General features: G+C 70.7%; 20 protein-coding genes. 9 read left to right on the top strand and 11 right to left on the bottom strand.

Features of this window, described 5'->3' with window-relative positions; all coding sequences use genetic code 11:
• Window positions 1–21: 21 nt before the first annotated feature.
• From gnd to dnaA, 3 genes are all read right to left on the bottom strand, one after another.
• Entirely contained in the window at window positions 22–900 is an 879-nt protein-coding gene (gene gnd, locus DEH69_RS27700) for a phosphogluconate dehydrogenase (NAD(+)-dependent, decarboxylating) (protein ID WP_113689722.1), read from the bottom strand.
• A gap of 181 nt (window positions 901–1,081) precedes the next feature.
• Window positions 1,082–2,212 (bottom strand): DNA polymerase III subunit beta, encoded by a 1,131-nt coding sequence (gene dnaN / locus DEH69_RS27695; protein ID WP_113689721.1) that lies wholly within the window; start codon window positions 2,210–2,212, stop codon window positions 1,082–1,084.
• Between the two features lie 806 nt (window positions 2,213–3,018).
• On the bottom strand, window positions 3,019–4,716 hold the full coding sequence (gene dnaA / locus DEH69_RS27690; protein WP_113689720.1) for a chromosomal replication initiator protein DnaA: 1,698 nt from the start codon (window positions 4,714–4,716) through the stop codon (window positions 3,019–3,021).
• Window positions 4,717–5,090: 374 nt separating this feature from the next.
• Between dnaA and rpmH the strand changes: the two genes are divergently transcribed.
• The 8 genes from rpmH (at window position 5,091) to DEH69_RS27650 (ending at window position 10,859) form a co-directional block, all read left to right on the top strand.
• Window positions 5,091–5,228, top strand: coding sequence for a 50S ribosomal protein L34 (gene rpmH / locus DEH69_RS27685; RefSeq protein WP_113689719.1), 138 nt, complete (start codon window positions 5,091–5,093; stop codon window positions 5,226–5,228).
• A gap of 23 nt (window positions 5,229–5,251) precedes the next feature.
• Window positions 5,252–5,620, top strand: coding sequence for a ribonuclease P protein component (gene rnpA, locus DEH69_RS27680; protein WP_113689718.1), 369 nt, complete (start codon window positions 5,252–5,254; stop codon window positions 5,618–5,620).
• Window positions 5,617–5,931: a membrane protein insertion efficiency factor YidD gene (yidD, locus tag DEH69_RS27675; protein WP_113689717.1), complete on the top strand. Its 315-nt coding sequence runs from the start codon at window positions 5,617–5,619 to the stop codon at window positions 5,929–5,931. Before rnpA ends, yidD begins: the two co-directional genes overlap by 4 nt.
• A 12-nt stretch (window positions 5,932–5,943) precedes the next feature.
• Window positions 5,944–7,104, top strand: a complete 1,161-nt coding sequence (gene yidC, locus DEH69_RS27670; RefSeq protein WP_113689825.1) for a membrane protein insertase YidC — start codon at window positions 5,944–5,946, stop codon at window positions 7,102–7,104.
• Window positions 7,105–7,126: 22 nt separating this feature from the next.
• Entirely contained in the window at window positions 7,127–7,633 is a 507-nt protein-coding gene (locus tag DEH69_RS27665; protein ID WP_113689716.1) for a R3H domain-containing nucleic acid-binding protein, read from the top strand.
• On the top strand, window positions 7,630–8,373 hold the full coding sequence (gene rsmG / locus DEH69_RS27660) for a 16S rRNA (guanine(527)-N(7))-methyltransferase RsmG (RefSeq protein WP_113689715.1): 744 nt from the start codon (window positions 7,630–7,632) through the stop codon (window positions 8,371–8,373). Before DEH69_RS27665 ends, rsmG begins: the two co-directional genes overlap by 4 nt.
• Window positions 8,374–8,664: 291 nt before the next feature.
• Window positions 8,665–9,735 carry a ParA family protein gene (locus DEH69_RS27655; RefSeq protein WP_113689714.1) on the top strand — a complete coding sequence of 357 codons (1,071 nt, stop codon included), beginning with the start codon at window positions 8,665–8,667 and terminating at the stop codon, window positions 9,733–9,735.
• Window positions 9,735–10,859, top strand: a complete 1,125-nt coding sequence (locus DEH69_RS27650) for a ParB/RepB/Spo0J family partition protein (protein ID WP_113689713.1) — start codon at window positions 9,735–9,737, stop codon at window positions 10,857–10,859. The genes DEH69_RS27655 and DEH69_RS27650 overlap by 1 nt, the downstream gene beginning before the upstream one ends.
• A gap of 104 nt (window positions 10,860–10,963) precedes the next feature.
• Here the strand turns inward: DEH69_RS27650 and trxA are convergent, their stop codons facing one another.
• From trxA to DEH69_RS27615, 7 genes are all read right to left on the bottom strand, one after another.
• Window positions 10,964–11,308, bottom strand: a complete 345-nt coding sequence (gene trxA / locus DEH69_RS27645) for a thioredoxin (RefSeq protein WP_113689712.1) — start codon at window positions 11,306–11,308, stop codon at window positions 10,964–10,966.
• A gap of 49 nt (window positions 11,309–11,357) precedes the next feature.
• Window positions 11,358–12,326 (bottom strand): thioredoxin-disulfide reductase, encoded by a 969-nt coding sequence (gene trxB / locus DEH69_RS27640; RefSeq protein ID WP_113689711.1) that lies wholly within the window; start codon window positions 12,324–12,326, stop codon window positions 11,358–11,360.
• A gap of 100 nt (window positions 12,327–12,426) precedes the next feature.
• Window positions 12,427–13,386 (bottom strand): anti-sigma factor, encoded by a 960-nt coding sequence (locus DEH69_RS27635; protein WP_113689710.1) that lies wholly within the window; start codon window positions 13,384–13,386, stop codon window positions 12,427–12,429.
• Window positions 13,383–14,072 carry an RNA polymerase sigma factor SigM gene (gene sigM, locus DEH69_RS27630; protein WP_258535005.1) on the bottom strand — a complete coding sequence of 230 codons (690 nt, stop codon included), beginning with the start codon at window positions 14,070–14,072 and terminating at the stop codon, window positions 13,383–13,385. Before sigM ends, DEH69_RS27635 begins: the two co-directional genes overlap by 4 nt.
• Before the next feature lie 26 nt (window positions 14,073–14,098).
• Entirely contained in the window at window positions 14,099–15,832 is a 1,734-nt protein-coding gene (locus DEH69_RS27625; RefSeq protein WP_113689708.1) for a protein kinase family protein, read from the bottom strand.
• Between the two features lie 120 nt (window positions 15,833–15,952).
• Entirely contained in the window at window positions 15,953–18,457 is a 2,505-nt protein-coding gene (gene murJ, locus DEH69_RS27620) for a murein biosynthesis integral membrane protein MurJ (protein ID WP_113689707.1), read from the bottom strand.
• Window positions 18,458–18,509: 52 nt separating this feature from the next.
• On the bottom strand, window positions 18,510–20,816 hold the full coding sequence (locus DEH69_RS27615) for a DUF6049 family protein (RefSeq protein ID WP_258535004.1): 2,307 nt from the start codon (window positions 20,814–20,816) through the stop codon (window positions 18,510–18,512).
• 174 nt (window positions 20,817–20,990) lie between these two features.
• On the opposite strand from DEH69_RS27615, the gene DEH69_RS27610 reads away from it, so the two are divergent.
• Window positions 20,991–22,439, top strand: coding sequence for a CCA tRNA nucleotidyltransferase (locus tag DEH69_RS27610; RefSeq protein WP_113689706.1), 1,449 nt, complete (start codon window positions 20,991–20,993; stop codon window positions 22,437–22,439).
• Here the strand turns inward: DEH69_RS27610 and DEH69_RS27605 are convergent.
• Window positions 22,411–23,763 carry an MFS transporter gene (locus tag DEH69_RS27605; RefSeq protein ID WP_258535020.1) on the bottom strand — a complete coding sequence of 451 codons (1,353 nt, stop codon included), beginning with the start codon at window positions 23,761–23,763 and terminating at the stop codon, window positions 22,411–22,413. The genes DEH69_RS27610 and DEH69_RS27605 overlap by 29 nt on opposite strands.
• Window positions 23,764–23,768: the final 5 nt, after the last annotated feature.

Genomic DNA, 23,768 nt, shown 5'->3' with positions numbered 1-23,768 from the left:
TGTGACGCGGCCTGCCCCGGCCTACTTGGAGCCCTCGACCGCGTGGCCGCCGAACTGGTTCCGCAGGGCGGCGACCATCTTCATCTGCGGGGAGTCTTCCTGGCGCGACGAGAACCGCGCGAACAGCGACGCCGTGATCGCGGGCAGCGGCACGGCGTTGTCGATCGCGGCCTCGACCGTCCAGCGGCCCTCGCCCGAGTCGGCGGCGTATCCGCGCAGCTGGTCCAGGTGCTCGTCGTCGTCGAGCGCCCTGACCGCCAGGTCGAGCAGCCAGGACCTGATGACCGTGCCCTCCTGCCAGGAGCGGAACACCTCGCGCACATCGGTGACCTCGTCGGCCGCCTCAAGCAGCTCCCAGCCCTCGGCGAACGCCTGCATCATCGCGTACTCGATGCCGTTGTGGACCATCTTCGCGAAGTGCCCGGCGCCGACCTTGCCCGCGTGGACCGAGCCGAACTCGCCCTCGGGCTTGAGGGCTTCGAAGATCGGCTTCACCTTGGCCACGTGCTCGTCTGCGCCGCCGTACATGAGCGCGTAGCCGTTCTCCAGGCCCCAGACGCCGCCGGAGACCCCGCAGTCAACGAAGCCGATGTCCAGCTTGGCCAGCTGCTCGGCGTGCTTGGCGTCGTCGGTCCAGCGGGAGTTCCCGCCGTCGACGATCACATCGCCGGGCGAGAGCAGCCTGGACAGCTCGTCCACGACCGACTGCGTGACGGCACCGGCAGGGACCATCAGCCAGACCACGCGCGGGGCGGCGAGCGCGTCCACGAGATCCCGCAGGCTGTGGACATCGGCGCCCGGGGTGTCCGGGGCGTAACCCACGACCGTGTGCCCCGCGCGGCGGATGCGTTCACGCATGTTCCCGCCCATCCTGCCGAGACCGACGAGACCGAGCTCCATGGGGACTCCTTATGTGACGAAACGACCTGGAGCCGAGCCTAGCGACCGCCCTCAGCGCCCCTTCAGCCGCTCAGCACTTCAGCCGCTCAGCCTCACGGGCGTCCTGCGACCGTGCGAGGGACGACCCTCGCGCTCCCGCGGCACGCGCCGGGTCCGGGCGGGCGACTCCTCGCGCGCGCCCTCAGCCGCTCAGCCTCACGGGCATGATCAGGTACTTGTACGCCTCGTCGGGCTCCGCGTCGACCGCGGGGCGTCCGCTCAGCAGCGCGGGCTTGGTCGACGTGGTGAACGACAGCTGCGCGGCGGGGGAGTCGATCGCGCTCAGGCCCTCGAGCAGGAAGCCGGGGTTGAACGCGATCGAGATGTCGTCGCCCTCGAGCTGCGCGTCCACGCGCTCCACAGCCTGTGCGTCGTCGCTCGACCCGGCCTCCAGGATCAGCACGCCCTGCTCGAAGCTCAGCCTGACCGGGGTGTTCCGCTCGGCGACCAGGGCCACGCGCTTGACGGCCTCGACGAACGGCACGGTCTCGATCACGGCCACGGAGTTGAACTCGGTCGGGAACAGCGTCCGGTACTTCGGGAGGTCGCCCTCGAGCAGCCGCGTGGTGGTCCGCCGCCCCGCGCCCTCGAAGCCGATCAGGCCCTCGCCCGCGCCCGCCCCCGAGAGCGCGAGCGACACCGTGTCGCCGCCGCTCAGCGACTTCGCCGTGTCGAGCAGCGTCTTGGCGGGGACGAGCGCCACCGCGGACAGGTCGGCCGTCTCGGGCTTCCACAGGAACTCCCGCACCGCGAACCGGTACCGGTCGGTCGAGGCGAGCGTCACCAGGTCGCCCTCGATCTCGATGCGCACGCCCGTCAGCACGGGGAGCGTGTCGTCGCGCCCCGCGGCGATGGCCACCTGGGAGACGGCGGCCGCGAACACCTCGGCCGAGACCGTCCCCGTCGCGGTCGGCATCTGCGGCAGCGCGGGGTATTCCTCGACGGGCAGCGTGTGGAGCGTGAAGCGGGACGAGCCGCAGAGCACGGTGACCCGCACGCCGTCGGACGAGATCTCCACCGGGCGGTTCGGCAGGGCGCGGCAGATGTCGGCGAGCAGGCGCCCCGAGACGAGGACCGTGCCGCCCTCCTCCACGTCCACTTCGACCGACACCCGGGCCGAGACCTCGTAGTCGAAGCCGGAAAGGCTCAGCGTCCCCTCCTCGGCCTTCAGCAGCAGCCCCGCGAGGACCGGCACAGGCGGCCGGGCCGGCAGGCTGCGGGCAGCCCAGGCCACCGCCTCGGCGAGCACGTCGCGTTCCACCCGGATCTTCACTTCAGCCGCCTCCCGCTGTCGCTGGCTGCCCTGCCTGATGTCCTCTTACCGGCCACCAGTCTGACGCACGGCACTGACACTAGGCGCTTCCGCGAGTCAAATCGACGCGGAGCGGGTAGGTCGCCGAGAGGCCCGGTTGTGCACAGCCCCCGCTTTTGAACGGATCGGCCCTCTTCTCTAGGTAGTGGTAGTAGTAGGGCCTGTGGAAACGGTGGAAAAGCTCGTTTGCGCAGGTCAGCCGCCGTTTTTTATGCACAGGCCCTGTGGGTGGAGCGGTGGATGAACAGGGGGGTCCTGTGGACAGCCGAAAGTTGTGCACAGCTCATCCCCAGGTGAGGGCCACTTCTCCCCAGGTCTGTCCCCAGTTTTCGCGAGGTTCTCAACAGGCTCAGTGGCGTGCCTCTGTGACCTGATTCACTCGTCCCGGTGACAGGGTGCGTTGCGTTGCCGAACAGTGGACAACCCTGTGGATTACCTGTGTACAACGGCCCTTTGCCTGTGGGCGGACGGTGGACAACCGCTCGGCGGCCCCCGGGCGCCCCTTCGCCATCCACAGTCTGTGGATGGCGTTCCTCCACATATCCACACCCACCTGACCTGCGACAACACCCCTTCCCCCGGGGCCCTGTGGATCAAGATCTGGACAACTTCCGCTTCCCACAGGGTGTGGACGGGAAAAAGTCGGCGGATCTGTGGAGAACGCCCGGTGGCGCGGGGGTAATCGAACGGCGCCCCCGAGGTGTCTCGGGGGCGCCGGGCGCTCGAAGAGCGCGGAGAGGGGCCGCGGGGGCCGCGAGGGCCGGGCCTCAGCCCGCCTTGATGCGGTTGGTCAGCTCGGTGACCTGGTTGTAGATGGAGCGCCGCTCGGCCATCAGCGCGCGGATCTTGCGGTCCGCGTGCATGACGGTCGTGTGGTCGCGCCCCCCGAAGTGCTGGCCGATCTTGGGCAGCGAGAGATCGGTGAGCTCCCGGCACAGATACATGGCGATCTGGCGGGCCGTGACGAGGATGCGGCTGCGCGACGTGCCCGCGAGGTCGTCCACGGTCAGGCCGAAGTAGTCCGCGACGGCCGAGGTGATGGCGTCGGCGGTGATGTCGGGGGTCGCGTGTTCGCCGCCGGGAATCAGGTCCTTGAGGACGATCTCGGTGAGACCGAGGTCCACCGGCTGCCGGTTGAGGCTGGCGAACGCGGTGACCCGGATCAACGCGCCCTCGAGCTCCCTGATGTTGCGCGAGATCCGCGAGGCGATGAACTCGAGCACCTCGGGAGGCGCGTTGAGCTGCTCCTGCACGGCCTTCTTGCGCAGGATAGCGATGCGCGTCTCGAGTTCGGGCGGCTGGACGTCCGTGATCAGGCCCCACTCGAAGCGGTTCCGCAGCCGGTCCTCCAGCGTGATCAGCTGCTTCGGCGGCCGGTCGGAGGAGAGCACGATCTGCTTGTTCGCGTTGTGCAGGGTGTTGAACGTGTGGAAGAACTCCTCCTGCGTCGACTCCTTGCTCGCCAGGAACTGGACGTCGTCGACCAGCAGGATGTCCATGTCCCGGTAGCGCTTGCGGAACGCGTCCGCCTTGCCGTCGCGGATGGAGTTGATGAACTCGTTCGTGAACTCCTCCGAGCTCACGTACCGCACGCGGGTCCCCGGGTAGAGGCTGCGGGCGTAGTGCCCGATGGCGTGCAGGAGATGCGTCTTGCCCAGGCCCGACTCCCCATAGATGAACAGGGGGTTGTACGCCTTGGCCGGGGCCTCGGCGACCGCGACCGCCGCCGCGTGGGCGAAGCGGTTGGAGGCGCCGATGACGAACGTGTCGAAGAGGTACTTGGGGTTGAGCCGCGCCGTCGGCTCGGCGGGGCCCTGTCCCTGGCCCTGGCCCGGCACGGTCGGCAGCGGCCCGCCGCCGCGCTGGTCGTAGGACTCGGGCAGGCGCCCCGGGACCCCATAGGTCGGGTAATCACCGTGTGGCTGCTGCCAGTTCACCGGCGGGGGCACCTGCTGCCGCCCGGCCTCGGCGTGTTCGGGGTAGGCGGCGCGGGCGGTCGGCAGCATCCCGTCGCCCGAGCGGTGACCCTCGTCCCCTGAGTAGAACGGCGCCGAGCCGTCGCCGTTCACCTGCCCGTGCCGCGGGTGGTGTCCGTGCTGGTCGTGGCGCTCGTGCGGGGGCGCGGGCGGCGGGCCGGGCTGGCGCTGACGTGGCGGCCCCTGCTGCGCCGGGGCGGGGAGGGGCGGCGGCTCGGCGACCGGCGCCGTGACCGTGATCGCCAGCCGGATGGGCTGCCCGCACTCCCTGCTGAGCACGTCGCTGATGAGCGGGGCGAGCCTGCCCTCGAGGACGCTCTTGGCGTACTCGTTCGAGACGCCGAGCAGCGCCGTTCCCGAGACGAGGGCCAGCGGCTGGCAGTCCTGGAGCCATCGGTGGTCCTTGGCCTCGATGCGTTGGCCGTCCGACAGCATGGAGGTCAGCGCGCGTGGCCAGACCGCGGAAAGGTCTGCTGGAAGGTCAGCCACGAGGCACGCTTCTCTCACTCGCAGGGGTTGGTGCTGGCTTCGGTGACCCCCGGTGGTGTGACGGCGAAGGGGTCGGGAAAGGATTCCGAGTTCAGCAACGGTAGTCAGCGCGGCGTCTGCGCATCAAGTCATTGTCCACAGGGTGTGTACAACGCTGCGCCGTCCGGGTTTGACCCGGGGTGCGCCTCGCGCGTACCGTTGCGAGGTCGAGTCGTCGACGGCTGCTGCCGCCTGCCTCCGATGGTCCACCTCGAAAGGCGGCTGACTCGGGCGCCGCGGGCTCCTCGTGGGTGCACGGTGACAGCTGTCGGCGGTCCACGCCCCCTGTCCCGACCACCCCGTGGCGGAACACCGAAGACCCCTGGAGCCTCCGAGTGAGCAAGCGCACTTTCCAGCCGAACAACCGGCGCCGGGCCAAGACCCACGGCTTCCGTCTGCGGATGCGGACGCGTGCCGGCCGCGCCGTCATCGCGAACCGCCGCAGCAAGGGCCGCTCCCGCCTTTCGGCCTGACCGACCCCGACCAGGTCCATGCGGTGCTGCCCTCCGAGAACCGGCTGAGGCGGCGCGAGGACTTCGCGACGGCGATGCGCCGGGGGCGCAGGGCCGGACGCCCGCACCTCGTCGTCCATCTGAGCAGCGGAAAGGACCCGCACCCGGCGGGAGAGCCTGGCTCTCCGCCGCGTGCGGGTTTCGTCGTGAGCAAGGCCGTGGGCAACGCCGTCGCCCGCAATCGCGTGCAGCGCCGACTGCGCCACCTGATACGGGACCGGCTGTCCCGGCTGCCCGCCGGTAGCCTGGTTGTCGTACGGGCTCTGCCCGGCGCGGACGGCGCCGCCTATGAGCAGCTGGCCCGGGATCTCGACGCCGCCCTGGAGCGGCTGCTGGGAGGGGTACGGACATGAAGTACCCACTGCTGCTGCTGATCAAGCTGTACCAGTGGACCATCAGTCCGCTGCTGGGGCCGGTCTGTCGTTACTATCCGTCGTGTTCCCACTACGGATACGGGGCGATCGACCGGCACGGCGCCCTCAAGGGGACGGCCTTGACCGCGTGGCGCATCCTGCGCTGCAACCCCTGGTCGCGCGGTGGTGTTGATCATGTGCCGCCCCGGAAACACCCGGTCTGGCACCAGCGTCTGCGCGCCCGTCTGCGGCCACGGACCCTCTCCCCCGCCTCGCCCGGTGGTGCCCACAACAAAGCCCAAGGAGCCTGATCCGTGGACACGATCAACTCGATCCTCAGTCCCCTGTACTGGGTGGTCACGCAAATCATCATCCTGTTCCACAGGGCGTACAGCCTCGTCTTCCACGAGGACAGCGGCTGGGCGTGGGGCCTGTCGATCGTCTCCCTGGTGGTCGTGATCCGGATCGCCCTGATCCCCCTCTTCGTGCGCCAGATCAAGGCCACGAGGAACATGCAGGCGCTCCAGCCACGGATGAAGAAGATCCAGGAGCGCTACAAGAACGACCGGCAGCGTCAGTCCGAAGAGATGATGAAGCTGTACCGGGAGACGGGCACCAACCCGCTGGCGAGCTGTCTGCCGATCCTGGCGCAGTCGCCGTTCTTCATTGCGCTCTTCCAGGTGCTGAACCACATCGCCAACCGCGACACCGTCGGCATCCTCACCCAGGACCAGGTCGACAGCGCCCGCGAGGCCACGATCTTCGGCGCCCCGATCGCGGCGCGCTTCCTCGACAGCGCCAGCCGCCTCGCGGACCTCGGCGCCTCGGTGGGCACCGTCAGGACCGTCACGATCATCATGATCATCCTGATGTCGGCGTCGCAGTTCTACACCCAGCGCCAGCTGATGACAAAGAACGTCGACCTCACGGTCAAGACGCCGTTCATGAATCAGCAGAAGATGCTGATGTATATCTTCCCGATCATGTTCGCCGTCTTCGGCATCAACTTCCCGGTCGGCGTCCTCATCTACTGGCTGACCACCAACGTCTGGTCCATGGGCCAGCAGCTCTATGTGATCAACCGCAATCCCACCCCCGGCAGCCTCGCCTACAAGCAGCGCCAGGAGAAGCTGCGGAAGAAGGGCAAGCTCACGGAGGAGCCGGTCGAGACCGAGACCAAGAAGGCCGTCGAGACCGCCCGCGCCAACCGGACGCAGCCCAAGCGGCAGAGCAAGTCCCAGCGGCAGAGCCCCCGCCAGGGCCAGCAGCGCCAGGGGCAGCAGGCGAAGAAGCAGACGCCTTCCCGGGAAGGGGCGGGGAAGTCAGCGGCCTCGGAGGACTCGTCCGACGCCGCGGACGGCAGCCGGAACGGCACCCGGCCCGCCTCGGGCCAGGGAGGCCGCGGCCAGGGCGGCGGGAAGGCAGGAGGGGCGAAGAAGTCCCAGCCCCGCAGGCCCAAGCCCTCCGCCAAGAGCAAGAAGTAGGAACTCAGAAGGAGCCCGACCCGTGACGGACACCACCTCAACCGCCACCAAGGACGCCGATGTCCTCTCTCGTCTTGAGCAGGAAGGCGAGATCGCGGCCGACTACCTTGAAGGGCTCCTCGACATCGCGGACCTCGATGGCGACATCGACATGGACGTGGAGGGCGACCGGGCGGCGGTCTCGATCGTCTCGGACGGCCCCGCGCGCGATCTCCAGAAGCTGGTCGGTCGCGACGGCGAGGTCCTGGAGGCGCTCCAGGAGCTGACCCGCCTCGCGGTGCACCGGGAGACGGGCGAACGCAGCAGGCTGATGCTGGACATCGCCGGTCACCGGGCCCGCAAGCGGGAAAAGCTCACCGCCCTCGCCACCGAGGCCGTGGAGCAGGTCAAGGACTCGGGTGAGCCGGTCAAGCTCAAGCCGATGACCCCGTTCGAGCGCAAGGTCGTGCATGACGCCGTCGCGGCCGCCGGTCTGCGCAGCGAGTCCGAGGGCGAGGAGCCGCAGCGCCGCGTGGTCGTCCTGCCGTGACCCGAGGTGTGACGCCCGAGGGGCCGTCGGCGGAGCTTCCCGAGCCTCCGCCGGCGGCCCACGAGATCTTTGGCGACCGGCTGCCCGACGCCGTGCGCTATGCCGAGCTGCTCGCCGAGATCGGCGTTGGCCGCGGCCTCATCGGCCCGCGTGAGGTGCCCAGGCTCTGGGAACGTCACCTGCTGAACTGCGCGGTGCTCGCCGAGATCGTCCCCGAGCAGGTGACCGTGTGCGATGTGGGCTCGGGGGCCGGACTGCCCGGCATCCCTCTGGCGTTGGTGCGCCCCGATCTGCGGATCACGCTGCTGGAGCCGCTGCTCCGCCGCACCAACTTCCTCAACGAGGTCGTTGAGCTGCTGGGACTCGACCAGGTGACCGTGGTGCGGGGCAGGGCCGAGGAAGTGATGAGCGAGGTGACTCCCGTCCATGTGGTGACGGCCAGGGCCGTCGCCCCGCTGGACCGGCTCGCCGGATGGGGCGTTCCCCTGCTGCGCCCCTATGGGGAGATGCTTGCGCTCAAGGGCGACACCGCGGAGCAGGAGCTCAAGGGCGCACGAGCCGCCCTGGCGAAGCTCGGCGTGGTGAGCAGCTCGGTGCTCCAGGTCGGCAAGGAGCTGCTGGACCCGCCGTCCACGGTGGTCCGGGTGGAGGTCGGCGAGAGCCCGGGCGGTGTGCGGTTCGCGGCCAAGCGCGCCAAGGCCGCCCGTCGCGGCGGGCGGAGCAGCTGGCGCTCGCCCTGAGCGCCGGGCTCGCCTGACCCCGGTTCGCCGGTCTGATACGTCGTTACTGGCCAAAAGAGCCGAATATATCCCCGATGCGGAGTGTCGGTCCGTTCGCCGGCCGCGCGGATGGGCATCGTGTTTCACGTGAAACGCCGCTCGCTGCTCCAGGGAATCATCAGTCGGGGACGCGCGGCCGCCGAGCCGCGCGACCGTCGTTCTCGAGCTACCCCCGAAAGTGTGTCGCCGGTATCCACAGAGGGCCCTCTCTCCACAAGTAGGGGGTCTTCGCTGGTTCGTGACCCCCAGGACATGGCAGGCTTTGAGGCGACGAAGGCTGCACATGTCGAGGAGAGTGAACCATTGCGGTCCGACGCCAATATCGCTGGGCCGACGGCTGATCCGGTGCCCGGCCCTCGGTCCGAATCCACCGATGCCCCCGGCGGTGCCGTGGACATCGCCCCCACGGCCCCCGCGCCCTCGGGCGATTCGCCAAGTCGCGCCGCACAGCAGGCGGTTGAGGCGATGTACCGCGCCGGGGGGAGCCTCCCCAGGCCGGAGGACACCCGGATCATGATCGTCGCCAACCAGAAGGGCGGCGTCGGAAAGACCACCACCACGGTCAACCTCGCCGCGTCGCTGGCGCTGCATGGCGCCCGCGTGCTGGTGATCGACCTCGACCCCCAGGGCAACGCCTCCACGGCACTTGGCATCGACCACCATGCCGAGGTGCCCTCCATCTATGACGTCCTCATCGAGAGCAAGCCGCTCTCCGAGGTGGTGCAGCCGGTCCGCGACATCGAGGGCCTCTTCTGTGCCCCCGCGACGATCGACCTGGCGGGCGCCGAGATCGAGCTGGTCTCGGTGGTGGCGAGGGAGAGCAGGTTGCAGCGGGCCATCGGCGCCTATGAGCAGCCGCTCGACTATGTCTTCATCGACTGTCCGCCCTCCCTGGGGCTGCTCACTGTCAACGCCCTGGTGGCCGGGGCCGAGGTCGTCATTCCGATTCAGTGTGAGTACTACGCCCTGGAGGGCCTGGGCCAGCTTCTGCGGAATGTCGAGCTGGTCCGGGGCCATCTCAATCCCCGGCTCCATGTCTCCACGATCCTGCTGACGATGTATGACGGACGGACCAGGCTCGCCTCGCAGGTGGCCGACGAGGTGCGCAGCCACTTCGGCAAGGAGGTGCTGCGGACCAATATCCCGCGTTCGGTCCGCATCTCCGAGGCACCGAGCTATGGGCAGACGGTCCTCACCTATGACCCGGGCTCCAGCGGATCGCTGTCGTATCTGGAGGCGGCCCGAGAGATCGCGCTGCGCGGGGCCGCTCCCCAGCAGGGGCTCCCGCAGCAGGAACAGCACAGCCCGGTGAAGGGGGCATAGTGAGTGAACGACGGAGAGGGCTCGGCCGAGGGCTTGGCGCGCTGATCCCGGCCGCGCCGACAAGCTCCGACGAGTCCAGTGCGGCGACGGATCGCGGGGCATCGGTGTCGCCCGCCGCGGTTCCGGTGCTGGCACCGGACCGGGGGGTCGTGGTCCCCACGGGACCGGGTTCTCCGGAGGACGGCGGCTCCCACGGCGTTTCACGTGAAACGCCTCCGGTCGAGGAGCCGCCCGCCGCGGTGCAGGGGGGCGAGGTGGCGGGGGCCCACTTCGCGGAGCTTCCGCTGGACTCCATCACCCCCAACCCTCGGCAGCCGCGTGAGGTCTTCGACGATGACGCGCTGGCGGAGCTGGTCACCTCCATTAAGGAGGTGGGGCTGCTCCAGCCCATCGTGGTACGGAAGTTGGGGCCGGAGCGCTATGAGCTCATCATGGGGGAGCGCCGCTGGCGTGCCTGCCGTGAGGCGGGTCTTGAGCTCATTCCCGCGATCGTCCGGGCCACCGAGGACGACAAGATGCTCCTGGACGCGCTCCTGGAGAATCTGCACCGTGCTCAGCTGAACCCCCTGGAAGAGGCGGCGGCCTACGATCAGCTGCTTCGCGACTTCAAGTGCACGCACGATGAGCTGGCGGACCGGATCGGCCGCTCCCGGCCTCAGGTCTCCAATACGCTGCGGCTGCTGAAGCTCTCCCCCGCGGTGCAGCGCCGGGTGGCGGCGGGCGTGCTGTCCGCCGGGCATGCCAGGGCGCTGCTGTCGGTGGAGGACCCCGAGGAGCAGAACCGGCTGGCCCATCGGATCGTGGCCGAGGTGCTCTCGGTCCGCGCGGTGGAGGAGATCGTCGCGCTTCAGAGCGCTCCGGCGAAGAAGAGCACCGCGCGGGGCAAGGGCCCCCGGGCCGGGCGGCGGATCGCCCCCGCGCTGGATCATCTGGCGGGTCGGCTCTCGGACCGCTTCGAGACCCGGGTGAAGGTGGACCTCGGTCAGAAGAAGGGGAAGATCGTCGTCGAGTTCGCCTCGATAGAGGATCTGGAGCGGATCCTGGGCCAGTTGGCGCCGGGCGAGGGTCCGGTGCTCGACCAGCAGGGGCAGCAGTCCGAGGACGAGGACGCCTCCGAGGGCTGAGCAAGGAGAAGGGCCCGGCTCGTTTCACGTGAAACGAGCCGGGCCCCTCGCTTTCTTGGGCCTGCTGTCGTTCTTCGGGCTGTTGTCGTTCTCCCGGCAGGGAGTCAGCCCTTGTAGGAGTCGGCGATGAAGTCCGCGAGGTCGCGCTCGATGGCGGCCTTCGGCTTGGCGCCGACGATCGTCTTCACGACGTCGCCGCCCTGGTAGACGTTCATCGTCGGGATCGAGAGGATGCCGTACTTCGCGGCGGTCGCGGGGTTCTCGTCGATGTTGAGCTTGACGACGGTCAGCCTGTCCGCGTGCTCGGCGGCGATGGCCTCGAGCGCCGGAGCGACCTGGCGGCAGGGGCCGCACCACTCGGCCCAGAAGTCGACCAGGACCGGCTTCTCGCTCTGGAGGACCTTCTCCTCGAAGTCAGCGTCGGTGGCGGTCACGGTGGCACCGGCCATGGTGTTCTCCTTCACTTGCGATGGGGGTTGAGACGGTGGGACGGGATGGTCAGGCGGAGACGTCGGAGGCGATGGACTCCGCGTCCGAGAGGGCGGCGAGATAGCGCTCGGCGTCCAGGGCGGCCGCACAGCCGGTACCCGCGGCGGTGATGGCCTGGCGGTAGGTGTGGTCGACCACGTCCCCCGCGGCGAAGACGCCGGGCACATTGGTCCGGGTGGTCGGGGAGGCCACCTGGAGGTAGCCCTCGTCGTCCAGGTCGAGCTGGCCCTTGAACAGCTCGACGCGGGGGTCGTGGCCGATGGCGACAAAGAGCCCCGTGACCGGCAACGCCGAGGTTTCCCCGGTCTTCCTGTTGCTGAGGGTCAGCCCCGAGAGCTTGCCATCGGCACCATGGATCTCCGCGACCTCGCTGTCCCAGACGAACGTGATCTTCGGGTCCGCGAAGGCGCGCTCCTGCATCGCCTTGGAGGCGCGCAGGGTGTCGCGGCGGTGGATGATGGTCACGGTCCTGGCGAACCGGCTGAGGAAGGTGGCCTCCTCCATGGCGGTGTCGCCACCGCCGATCACGGCGATGTCCTGCTCGCGGAAGAAGAAGCCGTCACATGTCGCGCAGTAGGAGACGCCGCGTCCGGAGAGCTCGTCCTCCTGGGGGAGGCCGAGCCTGCGGTGCTGGGAGCCGGTGGCCACGATGACGGCCTTGGCCTGGTGCACCGCGCCGGCGGTGTCGGTGACCGTCTTGATCTCCCCGCTGAGATCGACCGAGGCGATGTCGTCCGCGATGAGCTCGGCACCGAAGCGTTCGGCCTGGGCCCTCATGTTGTCCATGAGGTCCGGGCCCATGATGCCTTCCTTGAAACCAGGAAAGTTCTCGACCTCGGTGGTGTTCATCAAGGCGCCGCCCGCGGTGACGGCACCCTCGAAGACCAGTGGGTTGAGCGAGGCACGTGCGGTGTAGAGCGCGGCGGTGTAGCCCGCGGGTCCTGAGCCGATGATGATCACGTTGCGGACGTCGCTCACGGGAATCTTCCTTGTCTCGGGGTGTCTCCCCCCGGGTGGGGGCCCATAGTCCAGTAACGGATCCTAGGGTCCCAGACATTCCCGGTCCGGTAGCGCCGCCTCAGCCGCGTGGATAGCTCTCCTGGAGGAGGACCTCTCCCGTGGCCGAGGGCGAGGCGGTCGCGCAGCTCGCGGCGACCATGTAGGCGTCCACCTGATCCGGGTCGACCTCGTGCTGGAAGACGACCAGATACGCATCGATGCCCTCGTAGTCCTCTTCACCGGCGGCCAACGGGTCCTCGCCCCGGCCGATGGCCGCCTCGACACATGCGGGCACCTCGTCGACCGGCTCCACATCGGGCTCGACGTCGCTGCCCCCGGCCTCGGGCTCCGCGCCCTCCGGGGTGTCGGTGCTCTCCGGCGCCGCGGCGTCCTCATCCGTTCCTTCGGACTCGACCGACTCGCCGGACCCGCTGCCGCTGCTGTCCTCCGTGATGAGCGGGTCCACGCTCTCTACCTCGTCAAGCAGCTCCTGGACCTGGGTCGCCACGGGCTCCTCGGTCGCGGCCTCGGCGCTGCCGTTGTCCCGGGCCTCCTCGGAGCCCGCGCTCTCGGCCAGATCCTGGTCACCTTCCCCGCCGAGCGAGGAGAGCGTCACTGCGCCGAGGCCGAGCACCACCATGGCTCCGACGGCGGCCAGACCCAGCCGAAGTGACCGCACCCAACGCGGCCCGGGCGCCGGGCGGCGAACGGCCCCCTCGTCGGAGGAGGCCGCGGTGGAGGAGGGGGTGGCCCGTGAGGAGTTGTCCTCGGGGAGGCCCGTCGCTGTTTCACGTGAAACAGTGCTCGCCGCCGCCTCGACGGCGAGCGCCGCATCGATGCGGGCGGCGATGTCATCGGGGAGGGGGCCCGGATCGGGGACGCGGGCCAGCTCGTCGGAGAGCGCGGCCAGATCGGCCTGGATCGCGGCGCAGGAGACGCAACCGGCGAGATGTTCGCGCAGGGCGGCCGCCTCGGCAGGCGGCAGCAGGTCCACATCGAGCGCCGCGATCTCGGCGGCCTTCGGGTGGTTCTCTCTCATGAGTGCGCACCTCCTCCCCGCACGGCCCCGGCATCTCCCGAATCTCTTGGTGGTGGGACGGGAGTACCGGGTGCCCGGTTCCTTACGGGGGCGTCTTCGGGGGGCATGGGACGCAAATGCCGGAGGAGGGGCAGGAGGCGTGCGCGTGCGCGGGCGCAGCGGCTTTTCACGGTGCCCACCGGGGTTTCGAGGATGGAGGCGGCCTCGGCCACGGGATAGCCCTGCATGTCCACGAGCACGAGGGCCGCGCGCTGTTCGGCGGGGAGCTTGTCGAGCGCCTCGCGCAACTCGCGGCGCAGATCGGTGCGTTCGGCGGGGGCCTCGGCGGACTCGTGGGGATCGAGCAGAGTCTCAAGACGCTCCTGCTCGGGCATGGGGTAGGTGCGGCGGCTCTTGGCCTTGCGGGCCCGGTCGAGGCAGGCGTTCACGGTGATGCGGTGCAGCCAGGTGGTGACGGCGGCCTGGCCGCGAAAGGTGTGGGCGGCGCGGAAGGCCGATATCAGCGCGTCCTGAAGGGCGTCGGCGGCTTCCTCACGATCGCCCAGCGTCCGCAGCGCGACGGCCCACAGCCGGTCGCGATGCCGGTGGACCAGCTCGGTGAAGGCGTTGGCATCGCCGTCCACATGTCGCTGGAGGAGCTCCTTGTCGGTGTAGACGACAGGCTCGCGTGGCACACCACTGCCCACGACGGGACCTCTCCTCCTCTGCGCCTCTACTGGACGACGCCGATGTCGGCGATGGCGCCACGGTAGTTGCCGTCGTCGCCCTGTGGCAGCTCAGTAAGCCATACAAGCACGAACTGTGTCTCGATCGACTCCTCGGCCTCGAGCGTGAGGGCGGTGCCGGTGTCGGAGGCGAGCGTGGTGAACGCGTCCAGGTCGTTGGGCATGGCGCCGGCGTCGGCGGGGGCCGCGCGGAACTCGACGGTGGTGTCGCCGAACGCCTGCACGGAGAGGGACGAGATCTCCCTGACCTCGCCCAGGTCGAGGATGAGGCCGACGCCGCTCTTGAGGTTCCCGAACGAGGGGCCGAAGTAGTTCTTCGTCTGCCAGGCGGACTCCAGGTCGCCGTCGATGGCCCGCGGCGCCATCTCGGGGTTCTGGCCGCCTCCCGTGCCCTCGGGGTCGAACTCGGTGATGTCGACGATCTCGACGGGTGCGGGCGGCGCCTCCTCCTCTTCCCCCGCGGCGGGCGGGTCGCTGGGCGAGGGTTGGTCGGAGGGCGCGTCGCCCTTGAGAAGGGCGTCGGCCAGCTGCCAGCTGCCCAGGCCGAGCGCGGCGATGAGCAGCGCGGAGACGCCCCACTTGAGCGCGGTGCCGGTGCGCCCCGGCAGGGCGGGCGGCGCGGGGGAGCCGGGGGCGGGGCGCGCGGGCGGCGCGGATGGGGGCTGGCGCCCGGTGGCCAGGGTGCCGCGCTGGAAGGTGGTGTGCTGGAACCCGACCATGGCGCTCGGCGTCGGGTCGGGCGGGGGGATGCGCGGCAGGGCGGCGAGCGCCTTGCCCAGCTCCTCGGGCGTGGTGAACGGCGGGTCCTGACTCGCGGCCGTCGCGCCGTTGTTGTCCAGCGCGCGCATGGTGAGCTCGGACAGCCCGCGGTGGATGCCCGCCCGCACCTGCTCGGGGGTGGCCAGGGAGTCCCTGTAGCCCTTGCTGAGGCCCGCTACGCCATTCAGGCCATACGCGCCATCACCGTAGGGCCAACGCTGCGTCAGAGCGGCGTACAGCAGCGCTCCGATGGCCTCGGTGTCGGCCCGCCTCGGGTCGTCCGCCGTGATGCCCCGCAGCGCCGCGTCGACGGCGAGTCCGCGGATGCGGAACTGGCACGGCCCGGTACGGAGCACGGTGGCGGGGGTGAGCCTGAGATGGGCCAGGTCCTTGCGGTGCGCGGCCGCCATCGCCTGGGACACCTGGCTCGCCAGGGCATACGCCTCGTGCGGGTCCAACGGCCCGGTGTGCAGTACGGTGCTCAGCGGCACGGCGTCGGGCAGCCACTCGTGGATGACATGGACGAGCCCGTTCTCCTCGGCGGCGTCGAGGACCTGGACGAAGCGCAGGTCGCCGAGCAGCGCGGTGGCGCGGGCCGCGGAGAGGACGGCCCTGGCCCGCTCGTGGTCGGCGGGCAGCGCATGGATGCCCACGGCCCGGCGCAGCTTCTCGTCGACGGCGCGCCAGCTGCTGAAGCCGTCCAGTCGGGTGATGCACTCCTCGAGGCGGTACCGCTTGGTGAGTCTGTGACCGCTGTGCAGTTCGTGGTGGGCGGGGGGCTGCTTGGCGCCCCCGGCGGCCGGGGTCACCGGCTTGTCCGCCCGGGACACCGGCTCGGAGTCCGTGGCCTCCTGGGCGCTCGTCGGATGCTGCGAAGAGCTCGTCGCCGTGCTCCGTTCGGCCACCGTCGTTCCCGCCTCCCCGTTTCTCGGCTGTCGGGTGCTTGACACTGCCAGACTCATTGTGCCGGTAGTCCGTCACCCCGCACGACATGTGAGTACGGCCTCAGGTTGTACGGCGTGTGGCGCGGCGGTGTCGGGTGCGCGCGCGTCATGGGTCGATTCCCGGTCAGGGAGCGGATCTCAGCGTCCGAGGCGGGCCCTGACCATGCCGACGAGCGCGGTCAGCTCCTCGATCCGCATCCTGCGGGCGGCCACATAGAACACCGCGAGCAGCAGCAGGCCGCCGACCGCCAGCGCGGCCGCCGAGCCGATCGCGCCCTCCCCCAGGGACCGCAGGACGAGGAACCCGGCGCCGCCGCCGATCGCCGCGGCGGGGACGCTCGCCCCGGCCAGCCTGATGTAGGTCCGCACGACACGGGCGCCGTCCAGGTCGACCCGCATCCGGCTCTTCAGCCGCCGCCAGGCGACGCGGACGCCCACGGCGTAGGCGACGCCGTAGCCGAACGCGATGCCCGCGACGACCCAGCGCGCGGGCAGCAGCACGAAGCTGAGCGCGGAGAGCAGGATCCAGGTGGCCGAGACGATCACCGTGTTGTAGAAGGGCGTGCGAGTGTCCTCGTAGGCGTAGAACGCGCGCAGCACGACGTACTGCGCGGAGTACGGGATCAGGCCGACGCCGAACGCCATGAGGACGTAGCCGAACGAACGGGCGCCGCTCTCGCCCGCCGTGCCGAACAGCAGGGTGCACATCGGCACGCCCAGGGCCACGAAGGCGAAGGCGATGGGCACGATCGCGACGGCGGACGTGCGCAGCCCGTGCGAGAGATCGTCGCGCACGGCGGCGGTGTCGCCGTCGGCGGCGGAGCGGGAGAGCCGGGGGAGCAGCGCCGCCATGAGCGAGACGGTGATGATGGCCTGCGGCATCTGCCAGATCAGCAGGGCGCTGCTGTAGGCGATGAAGCCGGCGCCGCTGTGGCCGTCCTCCAGGGCGCTGGCGCCCGCCCAGGTGGCGATCTGGGTGACGACGATCAGGCCGACCTGGTTGGCCAGGACGAAGAGCACGGTCCACTTGGCCATGGTGGCGGCCTTGCCGAGGCCCTTGCCGCGCCAGTCGAAGCGGAGCCTGGCGCGGAATCCCGCGGCGCGCAGATAGGGGAGCAGGGCGACGGCCTGGACCACCAGGCCGAGGAGGGTGCCGACGCCGAGCAGGCGCAGGCCCTCGTCGCTGATGGTGGTGACGCCCATGCCCGAGGTGGCCTGGGTGCCGTAGACCCACAGGAACATGCCGAAGGTGAAGATGACGACAATGTTGTTGAGGACCGGGGTCCACATCATCGGGCCGAAGCTGCCGCGGGCGTTGAGGATCTGCCCGAGCACCACATGGACGCCCATGAAGAAGATGGTCGGCAGGAAGTAGCGCGTGAAGGTCACGGTGACCTCGTTGGCCGCCGGGTCGTCCGCGAACGTCGGGGACATCAGGCGGACCAGCAGGGGCGCGGCGAGCACGGCGGCGACGACGAGCGCGCCGAGCAGGACCATGACCAGGGTCAGCAGGCGGTTGGCGTATGCCTCGCCGCCGTCGCTGTCGTTCTTCATGGCCCGGACGAGCTGGGGCACGAAGACGGAGTTCAGGCCGCCGCCGATGATCAGGATGTAGATCATGTTGGGCAGGTTCCAGGCGACGGTGTAGCTGTCGCCGAGGACGGCGGCGCCGAGCGCGGCCACCAGGACCAGCTGGCGGACGAAGCCGGTGACACGGGAGACCAGGGTGCCGGCGGCCATGATGGCGCTGGACTTCAGCAGCCCCGCGGCCTTGCTGGTCTTGCCCGACGGGGCGGCGGCCTGCGGCTCGGGGCGTGCGGCGGGCGCGGGCTCGGGCGCCTGCCGCGGCGGCTGGCCGCCGCCCCCCGCCTGGGGCTGCCCCGGGCCCGCCTGTTGGTCGCGGAAGAGATGGGCGAAGGCGTCGTCAGGGCCGGGTCTCTGGCCCTGGGGGCCCGAACCCGCCGTCTCGCCCGCCCGGTTCATCAGCCCTTCGATGCCGGTGAACTCGGTGGTCGCGGCGTGGTCCCCGTGCGGCAGATGGCGCGAGAGGGCGTCGGGCTCGGGTGCGGGTGTGGGCGCCCAGCGCCCCCCGTCGGGGGCGTGCGGGCCTGGCGGCGGCTGCTGGTAGAGGCCATGGGGGTCGGGAACGCTGCCGCTCGGCGGTGGCGGGTGCGCGGCGCGGTCGTAGAGGGCGTCGCCGACCGGGTCCTGCGCGAGTGGGTCGCGCCCGGCGTACGGGTCGTGGTGGTAGCTGTCGGCGAGGTACGGGTCGTCGGGGCCCTGGTAGCCCGCCGAGTCGTAGGCGCCGGGGTCATAGGCCGGTGGGTGGTACTCCGGGGGTCCGGCGTAGCCCTGGCCTCCCTGGGGTGGGCCGGGGTGGCCAGGGCCGTAGCTGGGCGGGGGGTAGGGCTGGCCCGCGTAGCCGCCGGGGGCCTGGCCGTGCGGTGGGCCGTAGGGATCGGGCGCGCCGGGAGCGTGGCCGCCCGGCGCGTACGGGTATGGCTGCTGACCGGCGTACGGGTCGTAGCCGGGCGGGTAAGGGTCCTGCCGCGGCTCGGGGTGCCCGTGCTGGTCCCCCTGCCAACCGGACTGGTCGCCACCACCCGGCGCCCGGCCGCGTTCACGGTCGTACGGCGCTTCCATCGCTACAACCCCACCTTATGTATGGGCCGGCGGTGCCCCTCCGGCTGGCGGCTCACTCGTCGGGGTCCAGCCTCTCACTCCCCGAGGGGGCGCCGCGGGTGTCGCCGCCGGTGTCGGAAGCGCTCTCACCCACCAAGGCGTCCGCCTTCTCGGCGGGCTCGGCGCCCTGCCTGGCGGCCCTCTTGCGCTGGGTGTACATGCGGATCCCGGCCAGGACGACCAGCAGCAGACCCCCGGCGATCACCATCATGACGGCCGAGGTGATCGAGGTGACGTCCGCCCTGAAGTGCATGGGCTCGCCGAAGGGCTTGCCGTCGGCGGTGTAGAGCTGGGCCTCGAGGAACGTGATGCCGTTGGCGCGGGCGTCGGCCGAGAACTTCACCGACTGGCTGTGTCCCCCGCTGACGACGATCTCCTGGGGATCGCTGACCTCGAGGCCGAGCGTCCGGCTGGACTTGAGGTGCAGCGTGAGGCCCTCGACGTCCTGCACCAGGTTGTTCTGCACGGTGACGGGGATGGTGGCGCTGCGTCCGGAGAGGGTGATCTCCGACTTCTGGATCAGGTGCACTCGTTCGGTGAGAGCGACCAGGCCGTCCTGGACGGCCGTGCGGTACTCGGCGGCGTCGGCGGAGTGGCCGCGCCACGACGTGGACATCTCGCGGCGGATCGCGTTCCCGAAGGGGGTCACCACGCGGTCGTCCTGGGTCAGGATCACCTGGAAGTCCTCCAGGGTCCGCTGGGTCTCGCGCATCGACTGGAACGCGCTGGTGGGCAGCTCCTGCTCGCGCAGGTCCTGGGGGTAGGCGTCGGCGTCGGGGACGCGCTGGTTGGCCGCGGGGTCGGGCTGGGCGGCGGCGGTCTCGGAGAGCTGGGCGAAGTCGATCCAGCCGCCCTCGTCTCTGAGCGCGGTCACGGCCTGGGCCATCGCCCGCGCCTGGTCGGCGGTGGGCATCCGCTGGGGGGCCAGCAGGAGGTCGCGCTCGGCGGGGGCGGACTGCCGGGCGATCGCATAGGTCTGTGCGAGCAGCTGCTGCTGGGCCAGCGAGGCGTCCTTGGTGCGGCTCATGTCGCCCTCGAAGAGGGTGGACAGCCGGGCGTCGGCGACGAGCGCCGTCGTGCCGCCGCCGATGGGGCGGACGGCCCCCGGGGTGTAGGACAGGGAGTCGCCCGGGCGGAGGCTGTCGCTGCGGGCGATGACGTGGTGGGCGCCGGCCGAGGTGGCCACCGACACGATGGACGGGTCGATCGCCCCCTCGACGGGCCACGCGAAGTCGGTGGTGGCAGGCTCGTTGAGGACCGTCTCCACGGTCATGCCCGCGGTCTCGGTGGCCGTCGCCAGCTGGCCGAGCGCGCCGGGGACGTCCTTGCCGTGGTGGGCGAGCGACGCCAGGTCGGGGTCGCCGAAGGGGAGGGCGACCACTTCGTTCCCGCGCACCGCCTCCTGGAGCTTGGCGAGCCACGCCCTGGCGACGTCCTGGTCCTGCCCGTTGACCAGCTCGTCGCCCTCGTAGACCTGGTACTCCTCGGCCATGGCGTCCACCGACGCCAGCAGGTCGGGGTCGACGACCCAGGTGACCGGGAGGTCGGCGCCCAGCGTCACCAGCTGGTCGAGGCGGCCGCCGGGGGAGATCTCGGTGAGCAGGGTGTCGTCCTGGAACGCGGGCGTCTGCTCCTCGTCCGCGCCCGTCTGCGCGGTCAGATGCGTCGTGGAGATCAGGGGCCACAGCACCGTCAGGCGCGTCGCGGGGCCGTCCACGCCGCCTCCCGCGGGCTGCCACGGCAGAACGGTCCGGCCCATGCCGAGCACCTGGTCCCAGCGGGCGTCCTCGCGCTGGCCGGTGAGGCCGACGGCCAGCTGGTAGACGCCGTCGGCGCCGAGCGCGAGCTCGGAGACCGGCACCTCGAGCGAGAAGGTGCGGGACATGCCGGGGGCGATGCTGCCGATGTCCTGGCCGTGGCCGCGCACTATCTCGCCGTCGGCGGCCTGGTCCCAGCCGGTGCGGGCCAGGGACTCGTCGATGGAGGTGCGGCCCGGCAGCGGAACGCCGCGGCGGGCGTCCACCGAGCCGTCGACGATCGGGGAGCTGCCGTTGTTGGTGACGGTGCCGCGCAGCACGACGGTGTCGCCCTCGCCGGGCACGGTGGGGTCGATCTCGGTGATGGAGACGGCCGCCGAGCGGCTGCCGGTGCCCGCGTCCTCGCCGGGAGCGGCCGCCGCCCCGCCCTGGGGCGCCGCGGTCGCCTGCGTCGGCACCAGCCCGGTGAGCAGGGGGAAGCCCATGATGACGGCCAGCAGAGGGCCCACCCGCCGCCCGTGGCGGCGGGACGCCACCCGGCCCCGGATCCCGGACACTGCCACGCCTCGCCCCGTTCCCTCGTCCTTAATCCGCCCTCATGGTAACGATGATCGCTCCGCGCCAGTGCCGGGGACCGGGCGCCCCCGGGGGAACCCCCGGCCCCCCTGCGACACGTACGCTGTGCTGTTGTGCCGAACGACAGGAAAGACACTCAGCCTCGCCAGCCCGCCACCGATGTGAGCCGGGTCCAACGGCAGGCCGTGGGGGAGTTGCTGCGGGTCTCCCCCATCGCCGACGACCTCGCCCGGCGCTTCGAGCACGCCGGGTTCTCCCTGGCCCTGGTTGGCGGCTCCGTGCGGGACGCCCTCCTGGGGCGCCTGGGCAACGACCTGGACTTCACCACGGACGCCAGGCCCGAGGACATCCTCCGGATCGTCCGCCCCTGGGCGGACGCCGTGTGGGACGTCGGCATCGCGTTCGGCACCATCGGCTGTCTGAAGGCCGCACCCGCGGAGGCGGGCGGCGGGACGGGCGCCAAGGACTACCAGCTGGAGATCACCACCTATCGCTCCGAGGCGTACGACCGCAGCTCACGCAAGCCCGAGGTGCGCTATGGCGACTCGCTCGACGACGACCTGCGCCGCCGTGACTTCACCGTGAACGCGATGGCCGTCGCGCTCCCCAGGCGCGAGTTCATCGACCCCCACCAGGGGCTCGATGACCTCCGGCGGCGGGTCCTGCGGACGCCGGGGACGCCCGAGGAGTCCTTCTCCGACGACCCGCTGCGCATGATGCGCGCGGCGCGCTTCGCCGCCCAGCTCGACTTCTCGGTGGCCGAGCCGGTCAGGAAGGCCATGGTGGACATGGCGGACCGGATCGAGATCGTCTCGGCCGAGCGCGTTCGGGATGAGCTCAACAAGCTGCTCCTCGGCGACCACCCCCGCAAGGGAATCGCGCTGCTCGTCGATACGGGTCTGGCGGAGCGCATGCTGCCCGAGGTACCGGCGCTGCGGTTGGAGCGGGACGAGCACCACCGGCACAAGGACGTGTACGAGCACAGCCTGACGGTGCTTGAGCAGGCGATCGACCTCGAGGAGGGCGGCGAGCGGGACCTGATCCTGCGGCTGGCCGCCCTGTTGCACGACATCGGCAAGCCGAGGACGCGGCGGTTCGAGGACGACGGCCGGGTCTCCTTCCACCACCACGAGGTGGTGGGCGCCAAGATGACCAAGCAGCGGCTGAGCAAGCTGAAGTATCCCAACGAGATCATCAAGGACGTGTCGCGGCTGGTCGAGCTGCACCTTCGCTTCCACGGCTATGGCACTGGCGAGTGGACCGACTCCGCCGTGCGCCGCTATGTCCGCGACGCGGGCCCCCTGCTGGGGCGGCTGCACAAGCTCACCCGCTCCGACTGCACCACGCGGAACAAGCGGAAGGCGCAGGCGCTGTCCCGGGCGTACGACAGCCTGGAGGAGCGGATCGAGCGGCTGAAGGAGCAGGAGGAGCTGGAGGCCATCCGCCCCGATCTCAACGGCAACGAGATCATGGAGATCCTGGGCATCGGCCCCGGCCCCGAGATCGGCAAGGCATACCGCTACCTTCTCGAACTTCGCCTGGAGCAGGGCCCCCAGGACCGCGACACCGCGGCCGCCGCCCTCAAGGAGTGGTGGAGCCGTCAGGGGTGACGGCCCCCGCGGCCGCGTGAAACGCGGCTCCCGGTTTCACGTGAAACATTGCGAGCGCCGTGAGGGCATAGAGGGCGGTGATGGTGAGGAGGAGGGGGGCCGACCTGCCGTCGGGGGGCAGTATCAGCGCCGCGAGTCCGGCCGCGCTGACAAAGGCCACGTTGAACAGCATGTCGTAGAGCGAGAAGACGCGCCCCCGGAAGGCGTCGTCCACCGACGACTGCACCACGGTGTCGGTCACGATCTTCGAGCCCTGGGTGACCAGGCCGAGCAGGAACGCCGCCACCATCACCGGCACCGGCTCGAACGACAGGCCAAGCGCGGGCACAAGCGGGGCCGCCAGCGCGGCGCAGGCGGTGAACCAGCCCAGCGGGGTGAGCCGGGCCACCGTCCAGGGGCTGATGACCGCCGCGACGAAGAAGCCCGCTCCCGAGACGCCGACGGCGACGCCCAACCAGGCGAGCCCGTCCTCGTTGTCCGCGCCGCCGCCCCAGGCGTGGCGGCAGAGCATCAGCACCATCACCAGCAGGGCGCCATAGCAGAAGCGCATCATCGCGAGCCCGCCGAGCGTCCAGGCCGCCGTTCGGCGCTCGCCGAGGTGGTGGAAACCCGCCACCAGCCCCCGGGCCGTGCTGGCGATCGCCTCGCCGAGCCGGGGGACCACCGCGTTCTCGTCGGGGCCGAGCAGGTCGCGGCTCATCAGAAGGGCGGAGAGCCCGGCCAGCAGATAGAGCACGGCGGCAAGGCCGAGCGCCAGCGCGTTCTCCGCGCCCTGTGAGGTCGCGAGGAGCTGGACGACAAACGCCGCTCCCCCGCCCAGGGTGGCCGCGAGGGTGCCCGCGGTGGGGGAGAGCGCGTTGGCCACGACGAGCCGTTCCCGGTCCACGACGCGGGGCAGCCCTGCGGAGAGCCCGGCGAGGATAAAGCGATTGACGGCGGTCACCGAGAGCGCGGAGAGATAGAAGAGCCAGTCGGGCACGCCCGCCACGACAAGGAGGCATGTCCCCGCGGCGAGGACGCTTCGCAGGATGTTGCCATGGAGCAGGACCTGGCGGCGGCGCCAACGGTCGAGGAGGACTCCGGCGAACGGGCCGAGCAGGGAGTAGGGGAGAAGAAGCACGGCCATGGCCGCGGCGATGTCGGCGGCCGAGGTCTGCTGCTCAGGGGAGAAGACCACATAGGTGGCCAGCCCTACCTGGAAGACGCCATCCGTGAACTGGGAGACCAGGCGGACGGTGAGCAGCTTGCGGAAGCCGGGGAAGCGGAGCAGGGTCCGTAGATCGCCGCCGACCGAACCGCGCGGGGGCCTGGCGTCGGATGGGATGGCCT

The sequence above is a fragment of the Streptomyces sp. PT12 genome (assembly GCF_003311645.1).
GTDB lineage: Bacteria > Actinomycetota > Actinomycetes > Streptomycetales > Streptomycetaceae > Streptomyces.
Note: the sequence above shows the minus strand (reverse complement) of the source record. Positions and strands in the feature narration are given on the sequence as shown.